This is a genomic window from Lysinibacillus sp. NPDC047702 (assembly GCF_050272555.1).
Lineage (GTDB): Bacteria > Bacillota > Bacilli > Bacillales_A > Planococcaceae > Lysinibacillus.
The window spans coordinates 1-22,995 of the sequence record NZ_JBNNMG010000026.1 but is presented as its reverse complement, the minus strand read 5'-3'; the positions used below and the strand labels follow the sequence as shown (position 1 = coordinate 22,995).

The 22,995-nt window shown below is 37.0% G+C and carries 23 protein-coding genes; 12 read left to right on the top strand and 11 right to left on the bottom strand.

Translation table 11 applies throughout. From position 1 onward, the window contains the following. The first annotated feature begins 506 nt into the window (after positions 1-506). The 5 genes from ACQKIM_RS13780 (at position 507) to ACQKIM_RS13760 (ending at position 5,362) form a co-directional block, all read left to right on the top strand. Positions 507-1,208 (top strand): phosphoadenylyl-sulfate reductase, encoded by a 702-nt coding sequence (locus ACQKIM_RS13780; protein ID WP_427544806.1) that lies wholly within the window; start codon positions 507-509, stop codon positions 1,206-1,208. Positions 1,209-1,220: 12 nt separating this feature from the next. Next, positions 1,221-2,285: an inorganic phosphate transporter gene (locus tag ACQKIM_RS13775; RefSeq protein ID WP_427544804.1), complete on the top strand. Its 1,065-nt coding sequence runs from the start codon at positions 1,221-1,223 to the stop codon at positions 2,283-2,285. Positions 2,286-2,744: 459 nt separating this feature from the next. Then, positions 2,745-3,884, top strand: coding sequence for a sulfate adenylyltransferase (sat, locus tag ACQKIM_RS13770; protein WP_427544802.1), 1,140 nt, complete (start codon positions 2,745-2,747; stop codon positions 3,882-3,884). Further along, positions 3,881-4,474, top strand: coding sequence for an adenylyl-sulfate kinase (gene cysC / locus ACQKIM_RS13765; protein ID WP_427544800.1), 594 nt, complete (start codon positions 3,881-3,883; stop codon positions 4,472-4,474). The genes sat and cysC overlap by 4 nt, the downstream gene beginning before the upstream one ends. Before the next feature lie 417 nt (positions 4,475-4,891). Continuing rightward, positions 4,892-5,362 carry a GNAT family N-acetyltransferase gene (locus tag ACQKIM_RS13760; protein ID WP_427544798.1) on the top strand — a complete coding sequence of 157 codons (471 nt, stop codon included), beginning with the start codon at positions 4,892-4,894 and terminating at the stop codon, positions 5,360-5,362. A 47-nt stretch (positions 5,363-5,409) separates the two neighbouring features. On the opposite strand, the gene mnhG is transcribed toward ACQKIM_RS13760, so the two are convergent. From mnhG to ACQKIM_RS13725, 7 genes are read right to left on the bottom strand one after another with little or no spacing between them, the layout of a single operon-like run. Continuing rightward, the gene (mnhG, locus tag ACQKIM_RS13755; RefSeq protein ID WP_286924689.1) at positions 5,410-5,778 is read right to left on the bottom strand and encodes a monovalent cation/H(+) antiporter subunit G; all 369 of its coding nucleotides are present in this window, start codon (positions 5,776-5,778) and stop codon (positions 5,410-5,412) included. Then, complete coding sequence (locus tag ACQKIM_RS13750) at positions 5,762-6,043, bottom strand: Na(+)/H(+) antiporter subunit F1 (protein ID WP_427544796.1); 282 nt, start codon at positions 6,041-6,043, stop codon at positions 5,762-5,764. The genes mnhG and ACQKIM_RS13750 overlap by 17 nt, the downstream gene beginning before the upstream one ends. Next, a complete protein-coding gene (locus tag ACQKIM_RS13745) occupies positions 6,040-6,519 on the bottom strand; it encodes a Na+/H+ antiporter subunit E (RefSeq protein ID WP_427544794.1) in 480 nt (159 codons plus the stop codon). The genes ACQKIM_RS13750 and ACQKIM_RS13745 overlap by 4 nt, the downstream gene beginning before the upstream one ends. 4 nt (positions 6,520-6,523) lie before the next feature. Then, positions 6,524-8,011: a Na+/H+ antiporter subunit D gene (locus ACQKIM_RS13740; RefSeq protein WP_427544792.1), complete on the bottom strand. Its 1,488-nt coding sequence runs from the start codon at positions 8,009-8,011 to the stop codon at positions 6,524-6,526. Beyond that, positions 8,004-8,345: a Na(+)/H(+) antiporter subunit C gene (locus ACQKIM_RS13735; protein ID WP_427544790.1), complete on the bottom strand. Its 342-nt coding sequence runs from the start codon at positions 8,343-8,345 to the stop codon at positions 8,004-8,006. Before ACQKIM_RS13735 ends, ACQKIM_RS13740 begins: the two co-directional genes overlap by 8 nt. Further along, entirely contained in the window at positions 8,345-8,767 is a 423-nt protein-coding gene (locus tag ACQKIM_RS13730; RefSeq protein ID WP_427544788.1) for a Na(+)/H(+) antiporter subunit B, read from the bottom strand. Before ACQKIM_RS13730 ends, ACQKIM_RS13735 begins: the two co-directional genes overlap by 1 nt. Next, positions 8,754-11,168: a Na+/H+ antiporter subunit A gene (locus ACQKIM_RS13725; protein WP_427544786.1), complete on the bottom strand. Its 2,415-nt coding sequence runs from the start codon at positions 11,166-11,168 to the stop codon at positions 8,754-8,756. Before ACQKIM_RS13725 ends, ACQKIM_RS13730 begins: the two co-directional genes overlap by 14 nt. Positions 11,169-11,323: 155 nt before the next feature. Here ACQKIM_RS13725 and ACQKIM_RS13720 point away from each other — a divergent pair, with 155 nt between their 5' ends. Beyond that, positions 11,324-11,887 carry a DUF5366 family protein gene (locus ACQKIM_RS13720; protein ID WP_427544784.1) on the top strand — a complete coding sequence of 188 codons (564 nt, stop codon included), beginning with the start codon at positions 11,324-11,326 and terminating at the stop codon, positions 11,885-11,887. A 67-nt stretch (positions 11,888-11,954) separates the two neighbouring features. On the opposite strand, the gene ACQKIM_RS13715 is transcribed toward ACQKIM_RS13720, so the two are convergent. After that, positions 11,955-13,805, bottom strand: a complete 1,851-nt coding sequence (locus ACQKIM_RS13715) for a transglycosylase domain-containing protein (protein ID WP_427544782.1) — start codon at positions 13,803-13,805, stop codon at positions 11,955-11,957. A 279-nt stretch (positions 13,806-14,084) separates the two neighbouring features. Here ACQKIM_RS13715 and ACQKIM_RS13710 point away from each other — a divergent pair, with 279 nt between their 5' ends. Continuing rightward, positions 14,085-14,672 (top strand): peptidylprolyl isomerase, encoded by a 588-nt coding sequence (locus ACQKIM_RS13710; RefSeq protein ID WP_427544780.1) that lies wholly within the window; start codon positions 14,085-14,087, stop codon positions 14,670-14,672. A gap of 21 nt (positions 14,673-14,693) precedes the next feature. Beyond that, positions 14,694-14,906 carry a hypothetical protein gene (locus tag ACQKIM_RS13705; protein WP_427544778.1) on the top strand — a complete coding sequence of 71 codons (213 nt, stop codon included), beginning with the start codon at positions 14,694-14,696 and terminating at the stop codon, positions 14,904-14,906. A 362-nt stretch (positions 14,907-15,268) separates the two neighbouring features. On the opposite strand, the gene ACQKIM_RS13700 is transcribed toward ACQKIM_RS13705, so the two are convergent. After that, positions 15,269-16,441, bottom strand: a complete 1,173-nt coding sequence (locus ACQKIM_RS13700; protein WP_427544777.1) for a MalY/PatB family protein — start codon at positions 16,439-16,441, stop codon at positions 15,269-15,271. A 72-nt stretch (positions 16,442-16,513) separates the two neighbouring features. Here ACQKIM_RS13700 and ACQKIM_RS13695 point away from each other — a divergent pair, with 72 nt between their 5' ends. Further along, a complete protein-coding gene (locus tag ACQKIM_RS13695; RefSeq protein WP_427544775.1) occupies positions 16,514-16,774 on the top strand; it encodes a DUF1871 family protein in 261 nt (86 codons plus the stop codon). Between the two features lie 88 nt (positions 16,775-16,862). Here the strand turns inward: ACQKIM_RS13695 and ACQKIM_RS13690 are convergent, their stop codons facing one another. Then, positions 16,863-18,203 carry a sodium-dependent transporter gene (locus ACQKIM_RS13690; protein ID WP_427544773.1) on the bottom strand — a complete coding sequence of 447 codons (1,341 nt, stop codon included), beginning with the start codon at positions 18,201-18,203 and terminating at the stop codon, positions 16,863-16,865. A gap of 530 nt (positions 18,204-18,733) precedes the next feature. On the opposite strand from ACQKIM_RS13690, the gene ACQKIM_RS13685 reads away from it, so the two are divergent. The 3 genes from ACQKIM_RS13685 (at position 18,734) to yugI (ending at position 21,394) form a co-directional block, all read left to right on the top strand. Further along, positions 18,734-19,282 (top strand): RNA polymerase sigma factor, encoded by a 549-nt coding sequence (locus ACQKIM_RS13685; protein WP_427544771.1) that lies wholly within the window; start codon positions 18,734-18,736, stop codon positions 19,280-19,282. Continuing rightward, entirely contained in the window at positions 19,275-20,927 is a 1,653-nt protein-coding gene (locus tag ACQKIM_RS13680) for a hypothetical protein (RefSeq protein WP_427544769.1), read from the top strand. The genes ACQKIM_RS13685 and ACQKIM_RS13680 overlap by 8 nt, the downstream gene beginning before the upstream one ends. Before the next feature lie 89 nt (positions 20,928-21,016). Further along, complete coding sequence (yugI, locus tag ACQKIM_RS13675; RefSeq protein WP_427544767.1) at positions 21,017-21,394, top strand: S1 domain-containing post-transcriptional regulator GSP13; 378 nt, start codon at positions 21,017-21,019, stop codon at positions 21,392-21,394. Between the two features lie 53 nt (positions 21,395-21,447). On the opposite strand, the gene ACQKIM_RS13670 is transcribed toward yugI, so the two are convergent. Then, positions 21,448-22,755, bottom strand: coding sequence for a sigma 54-interacting transcriptional regulator (locus ACQKIM_RS13670; protein ID WP_427544765.1), 1,308 nt, complete (start codon positions 22,753-22,755; stop codon positions 21,448-21,450). Positions 22,756-22,995 lie beyond the last annotated feature (240 nt).

The window sequence follows — 22,995 nt, the reverse complement described above, 5'->3', positions numbered from 1 at the left end:
CTCCTTTTTGATCTAAAAAAACGCAAAAGACCATCTCTTAGAACGAGAATATTTCGTTCTAGGTAGATGGCCTTCAGATCCTCTGATCAGCATTTTTATTGGTCTGGTTCAAATCTTAGTTATACATTAAACATATATTTCCTATTAGTCAACAAGGAATTGAAAAAATATTGCTAATTTTTGAAAAAATTGTGGCTCTTCATCAAGAGATGCAGTTCAATTTTACATAGAAAGAGAGAAAAAATTATTAAAACAGATACGTACACACCACACGTTGGATAAAAGTTTAGAAAAATAATTTAATTTTTAAAAAAGCCTAGTTGACTACTAGGTGTAATTTAGTATATATTTGGTAATAAGAAAAATGATTGTGAACAAGGTAGCAAATACTAGTAAACAATCATCATATATGAGCTGGCTAGTCAAACTAGAGGCGTTTTAGCAATGAGACATGTTATAACTATGTCTTTTGTTAGAGCGTCTTTTTTCGTTATAAGGGGGATAACATGTTAACATTTGCAACTTGGCATGAGCCAACATTAGATTTTAAGATTGATGAAACCTATAAGGCTGCGCTGGAGGTTTTACAGTGGAGTTATGCAGAGTATGGAGAGGATATCGTTTATGCTTGTAGCTTTGGAATTGAGGGAATCGTCTTAATCGATTTAATTTCAAAGGTGAAGCCTGACGCTACCATTATTTTTTTAGATACAGATGTTCATTTTAAAGAAACTTATGAAACTATTGATCGAGTGAAAGAGAAATATCCGCAGCTAAACATTATTATGCAAAAGCCTGCTCTTACATTAGCCCAACAAGCGGAGCAATACGGTGATGAGTTATGGAAGTCTAATCCAAATAAATGCTGTGAAATTCGAAAAATAACACCGTTACATCAATCATTAGCAGGGGCAAAAGCTTGGATCTCAGGTTTGCGTCGTGAACAATCGCCAACTCGTCAAAATACAAATTTTATCAATCTTGATGATAAATTTAAGTCAATTAAAATTTGTCCACTCATTCATTGGACATGGAAGGACGTTTGGCGATATGTCTCAAAGCATAATTTGCCTTACAATCCTTTGCACGACACAGGTTATCCAAGCATTGGCTGTGAACATTGCACAAAGCCAGCCTTTACGATGGATGATTTACGTTCAGGTAGATGGCAAGGATCTGGTAAAACTGAGTGTGGTTTACATGAATAAAGGAGTTTTGCCATGCTTGAATATGTTGCGATAGCGATTAGTCTATTTTTTGCATTAAATATAGGTGCTAGTGGAGCAGCGGCCTCTATGGGAGTCGCTTACGGTGCAGGGGCCATTCCAAAAGCCTGGCAAGCCTTGCTGATTTGTGCCATAGGTGTTTTTAGTGGAGCGGTTCTTGGCGGTGGAGAGGTAGTAAAAACAATTAGCTCTGGCATTATGCCACAAGAGTACATCACTGTAAAGGTTGTTATTATTATTTTAATTTCCGCGACAAGCTCACTCTTTCTGGCAAATCTTTTAGGAATCCCATTATCGACAAGTGAAGTAACGGTAGGAGCTGTTGTAGGTGTAGGGATAGCTTATAAGGTGCTTTATGTAAAATCATTGCTTGTCATCATGTCATTTTGGGTGATAATTCCAATTATTGCATTTGTCATTGCATTAGTCTTTGGGAAATGGCTGTATAAATTACGTGTCAAGGGCTTGCTAAAGGATCGACCGATATTAACGATTCTCCTTGTACTAGCTGGATTTTTTGAAGCATTTTCAGCGGGGATGAATAATGTAGCGAATGCAGTTGGACCATTGGTAGGTGCAGGGATGATGAGTGTGACGAATGGAATTTGGCTTGGTGGGGCATTTGTAGCGCTTGGAGCCATACTACTTGGAAAACGAGTACTTGAAACAAATGGGAAGAAGATTGTTCGCTTCGAGAAGACAGAAGGTATTTTAATTTCCAGCACAGGTGCACTGCTTGTCGGTATTAGCTCTATTTTCGGGCTTCCAGTACCGTTAACACAAGTAACTTCATCCTCTATTATCGGCATGGGAATGGCGAAAAACGGAAAACAAATTCTGCATAAGCAAATTGTTAGAAAAATCATTCGAATTTGGATTGTATCTCCAATATTTTCTTTAGCTATTTCTTATTTTTTAGTGCAGCTATTCTTGGAGAAAGATCTCTACGCCATCATATTAATTGGAAGCATTATTGTCGGAACGCTAGGGGGCATTAGCTTAATGCGAACAATGCGAGAAGAAGAAAGTTCCATATATGACTCAGGCGAGGGTATCTAAATCAATGAGTGGTTAAAAGATGATGAAATTGGTTGGAATGGTGGGGAAGCTGATCAAAAAAGAGTGTGGTTTAACCATTAAAGAGGGGGACCCGATCAAATAATAGGGTGAGACCTGATCAAAAATACGGGAAGCCGATCAAAAAAGGGAGAGACCTGATCAAAAATACGGGAAGCCGATCAAAAAAGGGAGAGACCTGATCAAAAACCTGAAAAGCCGATCAAAAAAGGATGAGACCTGATCAAATAAAAGGGAAGCTGATTAATAAAGAGGGGTACCTGATCAACTATAATAAGAAGCCGATCAAAACAGCGTGGAACCTGATCAACTATAACGAGAACCTGATCAAAAAGTTTAAAACCTAATTAAGAAAAACAAAAAAATTAATCAAATAGCTAAATCAATACCCAAACTAAACTATATAACGTAGTATTTTTATAAAATTAGGAGGAATTTTTTATGAGTTTACAACCACATGGCGGTCAATTAGTGCAAGCTTTTCATCCGGAGAAAGATGTGACGAATATAAATAAAGCAATAGAGATTGATGTCATCTCTCTCAGTGATTTGGAGCTAATTGCAATAGGTGGTTACAGTCCGATTGAAGGATTTTTAACTAGGGAAGATTATGAATCTGTTGTGGAACATACACGTCTAGCATCTGGTGCGGTATGGAGTATTCCGATTACATTACCTGTAACAAAGGAAGTCGCAATAACTTTACAGCCTGGAGATGAGGCAAAGCTGGTTTATGCTAACGAAGTTTATGGTGTGATTGAGGTTGCTGATATTTATGAGCCAAATAAACGAAAAGAGGCGTTACTAGTATATGGCACAGAGGATTTGGAGCATCCAGGTGTTAAGAAACTGCATGAACGTCCAAGTATTTATGTGGGTGGTAAAATTACATTAACTAAACGTCTTGAACAAAAGTTTCCTGCGTATTCCTTTGATCCGATTGAGACGCGTCAGTTGTTTGCAGACAAAGGCTGGAAAACAATTGTTGGTTTCCAAACACGTAATCCTGTGCATCGAGCACATGAATATATTCAAAAGGCTGCGTTAGAAACGATAGATGGACTTTTTTTGAACCCGCTTGTTGGAGAAACAAAATCAGACGATGTATCAGCAGCAATTCGCATGGAAAGTTACGAAGTTTTACTACAAAATTATTATCCAAAAAATCGTGTGCAGTTAGGCGTGTTCCCTGCTGCCATGCGCTATGCAGGACCAAAAGAAGCCATCTTCCATGCACTTGTAAGGAAAAATTATGGCTGTACGCACTTTATCGTTGGGCGTGATCATGCAGGTGTTGGTGATTACTATGGCACATATGATGCACAAAAAATATTTGAGCAATTTACAGAAGATGAATTAGGAATTGTCCCGCTTAAGTTTGAGCATAGCTTCTATTGCAACAATTGTGAGGGGATGGCAACCACTAAAACTTGTCCGCATGATAGTACAGCACATGTGATTTTATCGGGTACAAAGGTTCGTGAAATGCTGCGTAATGGTGAAGTGCCACCAAATTCGTTTAGTCGCAAAGAGGTAGTGGATGTGTTGATTAAGGGAATGCGTAAGGAGGTTTTAAAATGAGTTCCAATATTGTTTGGCATGAGGCTTCCATTACGAAAGAGGAGCGTCGCACACAAAACAAGCATCAAAGCTTTATTTTATGGTTCACGGGCTTATCTGCCTCAGGAAAATCTTCTGTAGCAAATGCTTTCGCACGTCGACTTTTTGACCGTGGCAATCAAGCCTTTGTCCTAGATGGTGATAATGTTCGTCATGGCTTGAATAAGGATTTAGGATTTGATGAAGCAGGACGAAAGGAAAATATTCGACGCATTGGAGAAGTTTCAAAGCTCTTTGTGGAAAATGGTCAAATTGTTTTAACAGCCTTTATATCTCCCTATCGAGAGGATCGTCAAGTTGTACGAGCGCTTGTAGAGGAGGGGGAATTTATAGAAGTCTATGTGAAATGCTCTGTAGAGACATGTGAACAGCGTGATCCAAAGGGACTTTATAAAAAGGCACGTAATGCTGAAATCCCAAACTTTACAGGGATTAGTGCACCCTATGAAGAGCCAGAAAATCCAGAAATTATTTTAGATACAGAACTTAACTCCATTGAAGTATGTGTAGACCAGCTTACTGACATTTTAACATCAAGAGGATATATATAATTTTAAAGAATCTGCTTGCTTTTAAGAAGCAGATTTTTTTATTAGAGTAAAACTATATGTTGTGAGATGATAGATTTATCTTCATTCAGTAGAAGACTCCCACCTCTACAGGTGGTGAGATGAATGCAGTTTTGGTTCCTTTTCAGTGAGTGTCCAAACACCTACTGAAATAGAGGAACTCATGCTAAAATCTTCACATCCTGTGAAAACGCCTGAGTGACCAACATAGGTTGGCCTAAATCCTCCGGCGGATGTCACGGATTTTAAAAGGAAGGAATAAAGGATGTTAACCTAAAACCTTCGCATCCTGCGAAAACGGCTAACTGTTCTACCTCGTGCAGGCCTGGGTACAATTCAAAATCCGGACACAATTACGCCGAGGCGAAAATTGATCAAATAGTATAGGAGTTGTCTAAGATGAACATACATATTCAGTTACTAACAAAGGATAGTATGAATCAAAAAATAGTAGATGAAATATTGGGATTATGGAATGAAAATGCGAAAGAAACGGCAGATTGTGAATTAGAGAAAAGTGATAGAGAGGGTATTCAAAATCAACTAGAACAATATTTGCAATCACAATATGGGGCTATTTATATCGCAACTAATGAAAGCCATGAAATTATAGGCTTCGGGTTGGCTTCTATGAAAAAGGATTTATTGTATGATATGATCTATGGTCAAATCGATGAAATCTATGTTTTACCAGCCTATAGACGACAGAAGATTGCTAAACGTCTGGTAGAAGAGTTGGTAAATTGGTTTGATGAAAAGCACGATACTTCTGTCATAAATGTTTATGTGGATTTAGAAAATGACTTAGCACTCGAATTTTGGGAAGGTATCGGTTTGGAGAGAGAGTTTTTTATGCTATCGAATAGTTAAAAATGGCCAATGAAGTCTAGATGATTTCATTGGCCATCGTTTTATCTTTATTTTATGCCTTGTTCCTTTTTCATGCGTTCAATTTCTGGTCCAAGCTCATCGCGGACAGTGCCTTTCCAGGGTTTTACACCAGCGATATACGAGGAGCGAGTCATAATATGACCTCCAACTGGTCCAGTGATAAATAAAAACAAAATACCTAGCAAAATACGGGGATTAAAGTGGTCCTCGATAAGCCAAAAGTGAAAGAATACGCCAATCAGTATACACATGACACCTAATGTTGCACTCTTTGAGGCAGCGTGAGCCCGAGTGTACAAATCAGGTAAGCGAATAAGACCAATGGCCGTTACAACAATAAACAGTACGCCGACAGAAATAAAAAAGATAACTAAACTATTAGCGAGAATTGTCACGTTTAATGATATCTCCTTTCTCTATAAATTTAGAGAAAGCTACTGTACCGATAAATGATAAAATCGCTAACAATAATATAATCTCAAGGAAGAAGCTTGTCTCTACTAATATGGAGAATAGTCCAATTAACGAAATGAGTGACACACCTAATGAATCCAAAGCGACAACGCGATCGGATGCAGAAGGTCCTTTAACCATTCGATAAATAACGGCTATCATTGATAAGCAAATCACTACAATCGCAGCCATAATAAACGTTGTCATGATTTACTCACCTCCAAAATCGCTTTCTCAAAGGAATCTCGAATTGCTGCAATTGCTTCATCGACATCACTAATATCGATTGCATGTACATATAACGTTTTCGCATCGTCAGATACATGAACAACTACTGTACCTGGTGTTAAGGTAATAAGACTTGATAATAGGGTAATTTCCCATTCTTGTTTTAGAACAGTAGGATAAGCAAAGAATGCTGGCTGCATATCCAATTTAGGCTTTAAGACCACTTGAAGAACTTGGATATTTGCTAATACTAATTCCTTTAAAAACAGTAAAGTTAGTTTAATAATTGCCCAAATACGGTAGACATAGAGACGTGCTGCAAAAAATCTCCGCATCATAATAAGCAATAGAATACCGAGAAGGAATCCTACAATAAAGCCCGCTACTGTGTAATTAGAAGAAAGGAACATCCAGACGAAGGCAAGTACAAAATTTAAAATAATTTGAAATGCCATAGCTTCAATCCCCCTTCATAACAGCATCTATATAAATAGATGGATCATGTAATAGTTTTGCCGCATCATCCATAAATGGTGTAATCCACTCAGATCCCACACCATAGGCTACAGTAATAAGCACTAAAAGAACAGTAGGCACAAATAGTGTTTGGTAGACTTTTTTATCGACCGTACCTGTTGTTGCTTTTTCTTCACCCCAGAAAGCGTAAAGGAAAATACGAATCACAGACAATAATACGAGAAGTGATGAAGCTAAAATAAAAATACTACTCCACATACTGCCCGCCTCAAAGCCTCCTTGTGCAATAAGAAGCTTTCCGACAAATCCACTAAGTGGCGGAATTCCTGCTAAGCCAAACGCAGCAATTAAATAAAACCAGCCAAGAGCAGGATATTTTTTCATAAGGCCACCCATTTTTCGTAAATCGGATGTACCTGTAATATAGATCACAATACCGATTAGCATAAATAGAGCTGCCTTAATCAACATATCATGCACTAAATAAAACATGGCCCCTTTTAAGGAAGCTTCGTTCATTTGAGAGACACCGAATAAAATAACGCCTACTGCAATAACAATGTTGTAAATGATAATAAGTTTAACATCAAAGTATGCAAGTGCTCCAATACAGCCAGCTGCTATGGTTGCAATAGCTAGAGCCATTAGTAAATCATGTGTATAGGATAAATCATGCACAAAGAACAGCGTATATGTGCGTGTAATGGCATAAATACCGACCTTTGTTAATAATGCACCAAATAGTGTTAGCACTGGTATTGGCGCTGCCGCATAAGAGGTTGGAAGCCAGAAATAGAGCGGGAAAATTGCCGCTTTTAAACCAAATACCATTAAAAACAGTACAGCTATAACAGTAACAATACCAGGCTGATTGATTTCAGCTATTTTTACAGCGATATCTGCCATATTTAAGGTTCCAACTACAGAGTATAGGAAGGCCACTGTTATAACGAATAATGCTGAAGAAATCACATTGATTAATATATATTTAATTGAGCCTTTTAGCTGTCCTTTTTCTCCTCCTAAAACAATTAGCAGGTACGAAGCCATTAACAATACCTCGAAGAATACGAAAAGGTTGAAAATATCACCTGTAGTAAATGCTCCGTTTACCCCAGTTAAAATAAACATGATCCCAGGATAGTAGAAGAAGCGCTCTCGCTCCTTTGTGATGGAACCAAAGCCATACCAAACTACAAAAAATGCAATCAGCAGTGTTGTTGTGACAAGTAATACAGATACCATATCAGACACCATCGTAATACCGAATGGCACAGGCCAGTCGCCAAATGTTACCTTTTGTATGCCATCATTTTTAACTTTCATAAGAAGTGAAATGGCCGATATAAGTGCAATGCCTATACCAAGTAGTGAAAATGTTCGCTGATATTTTAGGTTTTTTTGCCCAAACATTAAAATCATGCCGAAGAAGAAAGGAATGATAATGGGCAGTAGAAGGAAGTTATTCATCCTCATCAGTTCCTTTCATTAAGCTAATATCATCTGTTTCTAGCTCCTGATAGGAACGATAGGCAAGTACAAGGAAAAATGCTGTTACCCCAAAGCTAATAACAATGGCTGTTAAAATGAGAGCCTGAGGTAATGGGTCTGCAAATGTTTTCGCACCTTCATTTAAAACAGGTGGTGCTTCTCCTCCAAGTCCGCCCATTGTTAAAATAAGCAGATGCGCACCATGGCTTAAAAGACCAGTTCCTATGATGATACGTAATAAGCTTTTGGATAAGATTAAATAAATCGCTGCCATAAACAGAAAGCCTATGACAAAGGCCATAATTATTTCCATTATTCATCCTCCCCAATCGTTTGAATAATGGTCATCGTAACTCCGACAACAACCAAATAGACACCACTATCAAAAAGCATAGCCGTGTGAAGTGACTGTTTGCCAAGAAGCGGTAAATTGAAATAATCAAAAAAATGTGTGAAAAATGGCTTGCCAACAAACATTGGGAAAGCAGCAGTTGCAAGGGCTAATAACAAGCCAATTGCTGTTAAATACGTATAATTAATAGGTAAAACATGGCGGACTGTCTTTAAATCAAAGGCAAGTACTAGGAGCACAATGGCACTAGATGTTAGAAGTCCACCGACGAAACCTCCTCCTGGTGTATAATGACCAGCCAGAAAAATATGAATGGAAAAGAAGAAAATAATGAAGAATACAATTTTTGCTGTAAATTGTATAATGACATCATTTGTTTTCATGCGGTTTCTCCTTTCTATTCATACGTAACTTAATCATTGATAAAATGGCCATGCCAGCAATACCTAGTACAGTAATTTCAAATAATGTATCGAAGCCACGATAGTCTACTAAAATCACATTAACAATGTTACCACCGCCAGCTTTTGAATAAACTGTTTCCTCATAATACTTCGAAATCGTTGGAATCAATTTTTGTGAATGTGCGGACAGTGCTACAAGTGTAACCATAACACCAACAGCAATTGAAACAATCGCACGATTTAATTGGAATCTCATGCGTTCCTCGCGTTTCCCAAGCTTAGGGAGATGGTAAAATGCTAATAAAAATAATGCAACAGAGATTGTTTCAATAACTAGCTGTGTTAATGCTAAATCAGGAGCATTAAAAATAACAAAGAATAATGCCACTGTATAACCAACAGATCCAAGCCCTATAATGGCTGTTAGACGTGATTTTGCTAAAATTGTAATGGCTGTACCAATGACTAAAACCACCACTAAAATAATCTCATACAAGCGAATAGGTGCCGTATCTTGGAAAGAGAATGTAAAGGCATTCTTTACAAATAAAGAGCCTATGACAATCGCTGCAATGCTGCTAAACATATAAAGTAAATAGTGGCGCATAGAGCCTGTCATATAAATTCGTGATACGCGATTTAAGCCCGCATCAAGACCAAGCATCATTTTATCGTAGGCATTGTTTAACGTAAATGCCTGTGGGAATCTTGTGTACATACCTTGCCATTTCGGTAATGCTACAAACAATAAAACACCAACAATGACAATACCAATTGTCATAAGTAATTCGGGTGTTATACGACCATGCCAAGCAGCTACATGAATGTCAATGTCCTGTGGTGAGTCATAGAGGAATGGCTGAATAGCTTGGACAGCCGGCTTGACAAAAGTATCACCGACAAAATTCGGAATAAAGAATATTGCTATGACTAATGCTGCTAAAATCATTGGCGAAATTAACATACCGATAGGAGCCTCATGTGGTTTCTGAGGTAATTTTTCTGGTGTATATTTGCCAGTAAATGTTCGAAAGACAAAATAAAAGCTATAAATAAATGTAAAAATACTAGCAATCCAAGCAATAATAGGGAAAAGTACCCCCCATGTATCAAAGCCGAAAAATTCGAAATTTTGAAGTGCCAGCATAGCAGTTAAAAACATTTCCTTACTTAAGAAACCATTAAATGGAGGTAGACCTGCCATTGATAAACTACCAATTGCCGCGACTGTAAAGCTAATTGGCATAATACTCATTAAGCCACCTAGTTTACGAATATCTCGTGTACCTGTTTCATGATCAATAATACCTGCTATCATGAATAAGCTACCTTTAAAGGTTGCATGGTTTATGAGATGGAAGATGGCTGCAAAGGCTGCATACTTGATGCTATCTATTGCTCCACTAGTATGATAAGCTACCGCACTTGCACCGAGCAATGACATAATAAGTCCAAGCTGACTCACTGTTGAGAAAGCAAGAATTCCTTTTAAATCGGTTTGCTTGACTGCAAAGAAAGAACCCCAGAATAAGGTTAAGATACCTATGCTTGTAACAAGCCACACCCAAAGCTCAGAAACAGCAAAAATCGGTGTAAAGCGTGCAACTAAATAAATACCTGCTTTTACCATTGTAGCGGAGTGGAGGTAGGCACTAACCGGTGTTGGCGCTTCCATTGCATCTGGCAGCCAAATGTAGAATGGGAATTGTGCGGATTTCGTAAATGCTCCTAAAAGTAATAAAATGAGTGACCAAGTGAACAATGGGTGGTGCACTAAATCTGGTGCAAGGACAATCAGTTGACGAATTGAATATGTTCCGCCCATTAGGTAAAGAAGAATGAATCCTCCCAGCATCATTAAGCCGCCACCGACTGTAATCATCATTGATTTAAGCGCACCAAGCCGAGATGCATCACGAGTATACCAGTAGCCAATCAATAAAAATGATGAAATAGACGTTAATTCCCAGAAAAAGTACAAAGTAATTAAATGATCAGATTGTACTACACCTAGCATAGCGGTCATAAATAATAATAAGTAAACATAAAAATTATGTAATTTTTCTTTATGTTTATCTAAGTAAAAAATGGAGTAAAGCACGACCAGTGAGCCGATTCCAGTAATTAGTAATGAAAATAGCAAGCTAAGTCCATCTAAATAAGAAACGACGGAAATATCAAGTGATGGAATCCAAGGAAGCTCTGCATGAAATACTTCACCGTCTGCCACTTTTGCGATATAAGAAGTGTATATAATCGCGAGTGTAGCAGGAACTGCAAGAACAAACCAGCCTGTGTGAATATTTTTAATGCTTTTATATAAAAAGGGCACTAATATCGCAGCAAGCATTGGTATGAAAATATAAAGTACTTGTAACAAAAAAATCCTCCTTTATGTAGGTAAGTGTGTCCATTATAGCGCACTTTTTGTAGGAATGCATATGTACGTATAGGTTTTAGCTTGCGATAACGGAAGAATTTTGGCTATATTATAAATAGGAAGTTATCAATAAAAATAGAGGAAAAAAATTTTTTATGAGGAACCCTTATATTTATGGTTATCTGCCATTAATTACAATTTTATTGTTTAGTTTAACATTTGGAATGTATGCCGTTGGAGAATCTTTGCAAATTTTCCGATCCATTGGCGTGTATTCAGGTATGCGGGAATTTTTATCAGATTTTGAGCTCCGTGTGTTTTTACTAATTGTCTTTGCCATGATTTTCTTTATGGTTTTCTCAGCATTAAAATTAGTGGGAGAAACTATTCATGAGTTAGGAATGTTATTTTTTTCTAAAGATCAGGATGGTGCGACAGTTAGTCAGGCTCGGGGCGGCTTTATTATTTTATTTGTCGGAGCAATTTGTTCAGCCTTTGCCATTCAGTTCATTTATGTGTTGGTGGGTATTTTTGTGCTAACTATTTTTATCTATTTTATCTACCTTATTTATAAGATGAGCCATTTTATGTCAATGGGTGGAACAATTGGTTTACTAGTTTTTGAGCTTTTTATGTGGACCATACTATTATCGCTTTTAGTTTATGTGGTTTTAAAATTATATAATGGTATTTTGGCGAGCTTACCATTTGCTAGTTAAGCATTATATAATGATAAAGAGCAGTCCAAATAGTGAGACTTCACTATGGACTGCTCTTTTTCTTTAATTATTTCAGCAATACATTAAAAAGCTGATGGTGAATTTTATAGGCCTCTAAATTTTCCATAGATTGTGGCTTATCGAAGCCAAGCCACACAGCTGCTGTATGCTCTTCTGTTAAGCCAGCAAGCCAGTAGTCACGATAGTCATTTGTTGTACCAGTTTTTGCACCGATATAGTTACTTGTACTATAAACACCCTGTCCTGTACCGTTCGCAACAACATCTGCCAGCAGCGCACGCATATACTTTACTGTTTTTGGAGTCCAAATTTGATCGCGCTCCGTATTCCAACTATAGAGCTCAGTTCCATCAGCTGCTATCACTTTACGTATACTGTGGGTCAGTACATAGGAACCGTCTATAAAGCTAGTATAGGCATCTGCCAGCTCAAGTGCTGTTACGCCATATGTTAATCCCCCTAATGCTGCAGCATAGTCATGATCCTTTGCAACGATAGAACGAAAATGAAAACGATCTAGATAATTGAATGCTGTTTCAATGCCAACCGTCTTAAAGAGTCGCAGGGCAGATGTATTATAACTATGACGAAATGCTACCCGAATTGGCACATCTCCATAGGTATAGCCCCCATAGTTTTGAGGACAAAATGATCCGACACAGTAGCTCCCACCATTAACGATAGTATCAGGTGTATGTGCGGTTGTTTCAAAGAACGGCGCATAGACAGCTAGTGGTTTAAAGGCTGAGCCTGGCTGCCGTGTACCTTGAAAGGCACGATGATAATCAAATTTCTCGTAATTTTTTCCTGCATAAAGGCTAATAATTTCGCGTGTACTATTATCTATGACTGCTCCTGCTGCCTGTAATTTGCCAGCGCCTAAAATGGCTGTCATTTTTTCTTCATCATGTGATTGCTTGCTTGGATTAAGGGCTGTATAGATTGTTAGTCCATTTTGAAATAATGTATTGAGTCGATTGTCTAGCTGTGCTTTGATATTTTTCTTTTCTTCCTCATTCGGTGCATTGGCAAGTCGATCTGTAAAACCTTCTTTTTCTGCCACTAACCATCTAAGTTCTTGTAGGACATATGTGCTGTATGTAGGATACTGTTGAACTTTACTTTTTACATTCAATGTAATGGGTTCAGCCTTATAGTTAGCGGCATCTTCTAGCGTTATGGCACCGCTCGCTGCAAGTGTGTCTAATAGTCGCTCCTGCCTGGCTTTGGTGTTATCGAAATTCTTTAAAGGGTTGTACAGTGACGGGTTATTTGGAATAGCTGCAATAAAAGTCATCTCAGCAATAGAAAGTTCCTTGAGTGGTTTTTGAAAATAATAGGTAGCTGCACCGCCAATTCCATAAACCTGATTACTAAAATAGGATTCATTTAAATACATGGTTAAAATCGTATCTTTATCGAATTCTTTCTCAAGCTCATGCGCATAAAAAAGCTCTGTTAATTTTCGTTCATAAGTTTTTTCATCCGATAAATAGCGCATTCGAACAAGTTGTTGTGTAATAGTACTCCCACCTTGTGAAGCTGAGTTGGTATTTGAATTCGCTACAACTGCCCGAATGATTGCACTGAAGTCAAAGCCAATATGATCATAAAAATGAGCATCCTCACTTGCTATAAAAATTTCCTGGGCAATTTGTGGAATTTCTTGTAAGGTAAGTGGCTGCCGCCATTCGACATACTCCTCACTAAAAATTTCTCCGTTTTGATCGATAAGTGTTACGGGAAGCTGTGCCTGTACTTCCGGTAAATGAATAGCGCTAGCAATTTGTTCTTCGTGTGCTTTTGCCGTATTAATTTCTGTTCTAATATTAGTGCTAACCCACCAAAGGACAGGTAAGGATAGAAGTATGATAAAAAAACCAAAAGCCTTGTTCATGTGTGCCTCCACTCTATATTATGAGTCCCTCAACAGAATAACATAATTTGGATGGTTTCCAAATACGCGTTCGGACCTATTTGTACTTTCTTGAAATTTGATGGCTGTATTGATTTCTCTTACTATATTTAGATAATAAATGATTGTAAAAGTGCAAAAATCGTCAATACTTTGGTGAAGAAAACCTGTAGGAAGTATGTTAGACTAAAATGAGGTCAGAAATGATAAGCTACTATCATTTTCAGCGAAACTGAAATTACATTTAAAGGAGAGACTCCAATGTTTCCACAATTAACATCAGAAGTACAAGCAGGCGAAGTACTTGTAGAAATGAAAACAACGTTAGGTGCAGTTAAAATTAAGTTATTCCCAGAACATGCACCAAAAACAGTTGAAAACTTCTTAGGTCATGCAAAATCAGGTTACTATAACGGTATTATTTTCCACCGTGTTATTCAAGATTTTATGATTCAAGGTGGTGACCCAACAGGTACAGGTATGGGTGGCGAATCTATTTGGGGTAACTCTTTCGAAGATGAGTTCTCAGATCAAGTATTTAACCTTCGTGGTGCCCTTTCTATGGCAAATGCAGGTCCAAACACTAATGGTTCACAATTCTTTATCGTTCAAATGAAGCACCTTCCAAGTGATATGCTTCGCCAATTACAAGGTGCAGGCTTCCCAGAGGAAATCATTGAAGCTTACGCAAAAAATGGTGGTACACCTTGGTTAGATCATAAGCATACAGTATTTGGTCATGTGGTTGAGGGAATGGATATTATTGACAAATTAGCGGAGGTTGAAAAAGATTTCCGTGACAAACCTCTAGAAGATGTGAAAATTGAGTCAATTACAGTTTTTGAATAATAATTGTAAGGACGTGTAAAGATGAAACCCTTAATGTATCAATTTTTATATTTCCCTGAAGATAAATCAGGCTATATTCCTGCTGCTTTTGAATTTTTAGTAATGCTTATCTTATGTATTGCTGTATTTACGATTTTCCGTAAAATTTCAAAAAAGCAAGAAATAAAATCTAAGGAAATTGAAGCACGTATTCTTGCTGAGAAGAGCAAAACAAACAATCAGCAAAATATTTAAGGTAAGAATGCTAGTTGCCTCGTAGCCACTTTAGGACTACGAGGCAATTTTTTATTTTCTTTTATAGCGTCGCATTTGATTTCTAATGGACTTTTGTTTAGTGTAAAAAAGGAATACCCCTCATTTTTAAGGACATTGCTAAGCTGAGAACGATATTTCATTTGATAAGCAAATGGAAATAAAAAGGTCATGTATGCTCGTTCTATTGCTAATGGCACTAACTCCATGTAAATCACCTCAAGCAAATTTAATAACATTCCTGTGAAAAAGATAGAAGGAACTAACAAACCTTTCCACCAATTTGAAATTCTAAAACATAAAAAGGATATCTCAAATAGGAGATACCCTTCACTACTAGCTCATTATGGTTGTAGAGCTTTTTTAAAGCGCTGAACACCATCTTTGACTGTATCAAAGGAGCAAGCTACATTCATACGCAGGAAGCCTCGTCCTTCTTCACCATATTTAGTTCCTGGCTCTAATGCCAGCTTACCATTTTCAAATAGGCGTTTCATCATTTCTTTTTCATCTAGTGCTAGCTCTCGATAATCTATCCAAAGCAAATAGGTGCTCTGTGGTTTTGTGATGCGAATGCCTGGCAGTTGTTCTAATTCTTGGATGACATAGTCCATATTTTTGGAGATGTAAGTAAGTAACTCATCTAACCATGAAGAGCCTTCTGTGTAAGCTGCTTGCAGTGCAACAGGAGCAAAGGTATTTAATGAGCCTTGACCGCTTGCCATATTTATGGCTTCTAATTTTAAACGTTTTCGCTTATCCGTCACAATCATATAGGCTACTTGTATACCAGCTAAATTAAATGTCTTTGTTGGAGCCATACAAGTAATGATACGATCAATTTCAGCACCAGCAATTTTTGCAAGTGGTGTATGGGTTGCACCATCAATCATTAAATCAGAGTGAATTTCATCTGAAATAATCAAAACATCGTATTTTGCACAAAGGCGCACGATTTCTTTTAGCGTTGCTTCATCCCATACGTAGCCACCTGGATTATGTGGATTGCACAATATGTAAGCTTTGATGTTTTGAGATAATGCCTGTTCAAAGGCTACGAGGTCAAAAACAAATGTACCGTCTTGCTCAACCAAAGGACAGCTAATGATCTCTCGAGCATTGCTTTTAGGAATATTAAAAAATGGCGGATAAACTGGTGAGGAAATAAGTACTTTATCTTCAGGATTTGTCAACCCTGTAATGCAATTCGCTAAAGCAGCAACTACACCATTACAAAATAGAATCGAATCTTTTTCAATATGCCAATCATGACGAGTATTTTGCCAGTCTATAATCGACTGCACTGCTTCCTCGCCAACAAAACTATAGCCGAAAACCGTTTTTTCAGTATGCTCTTGCATTGCTTTTGTTACAGCTGTTGGTGCGGTAAAGTCCATGTCGGCTACCCACATTGGCAGAATGTCCGAAGCATCTTTTAGTCCATATACTTTTTCCATTGCATCCCATTTTACAGAGTTTGTACAACGACGTTTATTAGTTTGATCGAAAATAGACAAGCAAATCACTCTTTTCTTTTTTATTTACTATGGTATCATACGAGTATGATAAAAGGATAATAGGTGAGTATTTTGGAAAATATTAAAATGAATCAAGCAGCTGTACATCTGCTAGAGAAGTGGGATCCATTCCACTTAGGTTCAGACCATTATGATACTGAAACAGCAGATGTTGTAGCAGCTTTGCAAGGTATTGATGATCCATCTATTCTTGCAAAGGTTATACAAGAAACTTATGAGCATTCGTTTGAAGAATGGATTCCATTTGAGGATTGTGTAGACATATCATACAAACTAATTGCCATTAAATTCGAAGCAAAGTGTATTATTTAACAAAGGCTTTGCTTTATGATAGAAAACTATGATAGAAAACGAGGTTGTCCATCAAGTTGTGACGACCTCGTTTTTTTTTTGATGAAATTCATTTAAACAGCGGTAAAATTCCTTGAATAAAAATAATAAAAATGGCTAATGGCGAAACATAACGAATTAAAATATACCAAATCATAAACATTAGATTAGATGAAGCAAGCTCTTTTCGTGAAATGTCCTTTGTATAGTAATAGCCAGCAAAAATGGAAATTAGTAAGGCTCCAATCGGCATCCCAATACTATTCGTCAAAAAGTCAACAAAGTCAAAAATAGAGCGATCTAAAACTTTTATATCTGATAGGATACCAAATGACAGTGCGCTTGGTATACCAAAAATGAAAATAATGATGCCACCAATCCAAGCAATTTTTTTACGCTTTTCAGGCTTATCACCAATAGCAATAGCAACGACAATTTCTAACATAGAAATCGAAGATGTTACCGTTGCAAAAAGTAAAAGAATAAAGAAAATTGTTAGAAATAATCCACCAAGTGGTAACTGCTCAAAAACAGCAGGTAAAATAATAAATACGAGACCAGGACCCTGATCGGGCGTATACCCTAGCGCAAACACTGCTGGGAATATAACCAAACCCGCAAGTAAGGAAATGATGATATTCATTGATGCAACATTAATCGCAGAGTTCCCTATTTTTTCGGTTTTGGATAGGTAGGAAGCATACGTAATCATTACCGCAATACCAACACTTAATGAAAAGAATGCTTGTCCAAGCGCCATTAAAAATGTTTCCGCATTGAAGTATGACCAGTCAGGCACAAACATAAACTTAACACCTTCCATTGCACCGTCCAATGTTAAGGAGCGAATCACTAATACAATGAAAAAGATGAATAGTAGTGGCATCATCCAAGTGCTCGCTTTTTCAATACCACCTTTGATACCGGCTGATACAATGACTACCGTTAATAGCATGAATAGTCCTTGGACAAGAACTGCTTCAAATGGGCTGGATATAATGTTTCCAAATAAATCTGCATAATTTATATTGGTACTAGAGCTAGTTAACCGTAATGTAAATGCACGAGCTAAATAGCTTAAAATCCAACCACCAACAACACTGTAGAATGACAGGATAAGTCCAGCAATAATCATGCCTCCCCAGCCAATTAAATACCACGGTTTTCCAGGTGCTTGTTCCTTAAACGATGTTACAGCATCTTTTTGTCCACGACGGCCAATCATAAATTCAGCAATTAGCACTGGAAGGCCGATAAAGAATGTACATAAGATGAATAATAAAATAAAAACACTGCCACCATTTGTGCCCGCCATATAAGGAAACTTCCAGATAGCTCCTAATCCTATAGCACTTCCAGCAGCAGCTAAAATAAATCCAATTTTAGTTGTAAATTGATCTCTCGATGACACGAAAATAAATCCTCCTTATACTAAAGTTTTATTTTACCGTAATATTTTCATAACACAAGCAAATATCAGAAAATTGATAATAGATTTCTGCATGCGATTCAGTTAAATTGTTGAATGATGACAAATATGGTTTTGTTATCTTGATTCAGTAGATCTTTACTGTACGAAAACGTAGCGGCAGCAACAAAATTACTGTGCGAAAGTGCAACGACAGCAACAAAAATACTGTTCGAAAGTGCAACGACAGCAACAAAATTACTGTGCGAAAGCGTAGCGACAGCAACAAATGTTTTTGCACTGAAAGCGAAGCGTCAGGAGAATACTTTTTCCCTATAGGTAGTCCGATGAATCAAGATGAAGTCCTCAGAGGATGTCACGGATTTTAAAGAGAGCTTTTCGAGCAAGTTTGAAAAACCAGACGCTATATCCTAGGTGTATATTGATAAAAGTGCTTTTTTTGAAGTAAGAACAACTAAATTTTGTAACAATTAGAAGTATTTATTCGTTCCATAAACAAAGGAGGGGTCAATTTGACGGAAGCTGAATTAATAGCGAAGGCACAGCAAGGGGATAAAGAAGCCTATATAGAGCTTATTCAAATACATCAACAAACAGTTGAAAAATTTGCCTATCAATGTGGCGTACATAGTAATGATTTAGCAGATGTTTCACAGGAAGTATTTGTGAAGCTATATCGTTTTTTACATCAATTTAAACAGGATCGTTTTACGACTTGGCTTTATAAAATTACACTGAATGCCACGCGTGACTATTATCGTAAGGAGCAGCGAGAACAAGCAAAGGAAGAAAGATTAAGTGTGCAGCGGCAGCTCCCATCCTCTTCGGCAGAAATGCATGTGCTAAATTTTGAGGAGGATAGAGTATTACATAATGCCATTAAAGCACTCAATGAAAAATATCGTTATCCACTTATATTATTTTATTTTCATGAACTCAAGTATGAAGAAATAGCAGAGATTCTTAATATCTCGTTATCGACAGTCAAAATTCGACTATTACGTGCAAAGGAAAAAATTAAAGTCGTGCTATTGCAAGAGGGGAGTGTTGAAAATGGATGATAGACAGTTTGAGCAACGTATGGAGCTTCTAAAAAAATCCTATAATCGTTTGGAACCGCAATTAGATCCAGAAGCAGTTTTCGCACAAATTGAGATAGAGCGCGAAGTACAGCAAGAGCAGGAAAATCTTTCAGAACAAAAACCTCCCTCAAAATGGCAGAAGCCGGCAGTTTGGTTTGTTAGCATTGCAAGTGTGCTTTTAGTTAGTGTTATTGTTTCGTCCTATGCTATTCAACAACCAGAAAGCTTGCGCAGTGAAGAAAAGGCTTTAAAGGAAGATGAAAAAAAGACAGAAGAGAAGGGTTGGGCTGAGCGACTCACTAAAAAATACAATAGTAAAAAAGAGCAAATACGAAAAGAGCTGTACGTTTCAATTGATGAACTGAATGCATTCCAATTTATTAAAACTGCAGATAGTTTGTTAGAGTTTTACACCAAAAACAATTTACGATTACAGGAAAGTGACGAGCAGTATTTAAAGTATGCCGAGGAAACTGTTCTTAATAGATTAATGACACCAAGAAGAACGCTAGAAACTATAGAAGATAGGAATGATTTAACCTATGATGAATCATTAAATGTATATCTAACATATGAAGATAGTGTCATTGAACTTGAGGAGTTTTATAGTGGTCTGCTAGAATCATATGAACCCCTCTTAAGGAAGTCAGCTGATATTAATTTTAATAAATACCCTGATTTAAAGGTGATAATTGATGCAGCAAACGCTCAATTTATGGAATTGAGAAAGGATGAGAATGGTTCATTCTATTTTAAAGCCGATCCAATTAATGGTGAATTTCGGTCAGCTAATATAAATAATCTGCATCCCGATATCTTTGGCTATTTTGAGTATTTAGAAAAGGGATATTTATTATTAGCAGATGATTTAAGGTATACACGAGAAGAAACAGCTAGTTCCTTAAAAATAATAGAACGTTCCTTATTAGCAGATAACAATCCTGATTCAACTGCTTATAAGGTGTTAAGAGAAACTTTTGAAAATACATGGTTGGTATTATTAAAAGGAAGCCCCAAATATCCTGCTTACAACGGGAAGCTTCATGTGGATCATTTGAATTTTTTACGAGATGTAGCAGATGGTAAGTATGGAGAGCTTATTAAAAATACTGCTGTGACAATTTTAAAAGAGCTAGAGAAAAGCAATATTTCCACAACATTAACGAAGTTATCTTCTTACGATATTTGGATAATCATTTTGCAAACAAGAGAAGAAACTACAGGATTAATTAATGATAATGATTTTATTATTGTGGATATTAATGAGCAAGAAATGATGCAGATAGAGGCAGTGTATGAGCAATATAAGAAAAGTGATTCTGAAACGTTTATTAATCAACTACGACCCTTAAATATAGTGTCTCTCTATTTGTATGCAAAAACAATTGACGATAAGTCTTTAGAAAAGGCTTTAGCCCTCCCTGAGACAAAGCTTGATACCAGCTTGTTAGGCAAGGTAAAAAGTTTTGATGTTGTCAGTCAGTTAGGTGAGTATGATGGGAGTTATCCAATGGTAGCTATTCGAATTAAGAGCGAGCAGCAGAATATATATGGTAGGCAGTTTCTTGTTAAGTTTTCAAAAAATAAGGAAGGCTATTATCGTATATCTGGAATCATTGATTGAGGAGATGATTTTTTGCCCCGCTTTTGCACGTATGTTATAATTTAAGGTGATATATACGTAGCAAACAAAAAGAAAGTGGGCAAAAGGTTATGGTAAAAAAATATGAATTAGGAGACGTGTTGACCGGAAAAGTTACAGGTATACAGCCGTATGGTGCATTTGTTGCGCTTGATGAAGATACACAGGGCCTTGTGCATATTTCCGAAATTACGTACGGCTTTGTTAAGGACGTTAGCGAGTTTTTAACCGTTGGGCAAGAGGTGGAAGTGAAAATACTTGAAATCGATGAAGAGGCCGAAAAAATTAGTTTATCGATTCGAGCTTTACAAGAACGCCCAGCGACTTTACGTAAAAAAGATGCACCACCACGTAAATCATTGCAGGATCGTGTAGATGAGTCAGATGCAAATGGTTTTAATTCCCTAAAAGATAAATTACAGGACTGGATCGAACAGTCAGGACAATAAGAAAACGAGGATGCCTTTAGTGGGAGGTATCCTCGTTTTTTTTATTCATTAGTCTATTGTTTTTTTATTTTGCGGATTCTATATTGCAGGTTTTGACGGCTCATACCGAGTGCATTTGCAGCTTTTGTGATATTGCCTTCATATAAATTCAAGACATTTTGCACATAATATGATTCGGCTTCGCGTAAATAACCATCGAGAGGCATGACGTCATTTTGCTGATGAAACATAAAGAACTCTGGTTCACGATTGGAGGCATCTTGTTGCTGTACCTTAAAGCGAAAATGTAGTGGCAGGAAATCCGAAGTAACTGTAGATTCAGTTGTCATAAAGGACACAATTTCATCTAACAATAGTTCGAGTTCTTTTAAGTTACCTGGCCAATCATATTGCAAGAATAATTCCTGTACATCAGGTGCAAGGTCCATCACGTTGGATGCAAACCGTTCTCGATGACGGCTAAAGTAATCATCTACAAATGGCACAATATCTTCTTTTCGATCTGTTAGGTTTGGAATAGTAATCGCCATTGTTGCAAAGAAATAATATAGTGATTTAGACAGTTTACCCTCTGCAATTAATGCAATTGGATCACTCCCCACACTTCCAATTAGCATGTATTTGGATTGAGGAAGGGATTGCAGTACTGCTAATAATTGTTCCTGGATGTCTAGATTTAAGAAATCGATGCGTTCAAAGAAAAATGTATATGCCTTAACATCTTGTAAGAGTTCCTGCAATTTATCTAAAACAGATTGCGCAGATCGACGACTTACTAGTGTAACAAATGCTTCAGGATCAGTCGAAGCTGCATGGTGAATACCTTCTGCCACTAAATCTTTTCCTGTACCAGATTCACCGATTAGTAAAACAGGTAATTTCACAGCTGCTGCTTTTTTTGCATTTGCGATCACCTGTTGCATTGATTCAGAATCAGATGTAATCATATCAAATGTCAAAGGTTCACCATATCGTCGAAGGGGCTGATAAACAAGCTTTTCAAGTGATGTAATATCACGAGCAAATTCTATTGCTCCAATTAGTTTATTTCTGACATAAAGAGGAAAAGTATCATTAATAGTTGTTATTTCATGACCATTTTTATTCCAATAGGTTTGTTTTACATTAATTTCCTTCTTGCCTGTTTGCAATACACGCATTAAAGTACTTTCATGCTGGCGAAAGGAAAACATTTCAATAATAGAACGATCTGCTAATTCATCAAAATGAAATCCTTCAATTTCTTTCATTTTTGTATTATAAATAATGGTTTTTCCAGATAGGTCAACAGCATGAATACCAACAGATACATTTGTTGCAATAAACTCATAAAAAGGTAATAAGGGTTCAGAATTTTTCATAAAATATGCACCTCAAAAAATTTTTTACTTGAAATATGCAACGAAATTTTGCATTATAATAAGTGTAAGAATATTTTATACGCAAAAATATTTTGCGTCAATGTTTTTTGCACACCAATATACATCTCATGAGGGAGGATAAAGTATGATTCCATACAAACACGAACCGTTCACAGATTTTTCACAAGAGGCAAACTACAACGCTTACGTAGAGGCTTTAAATAAAGTTGAAAGCTATTT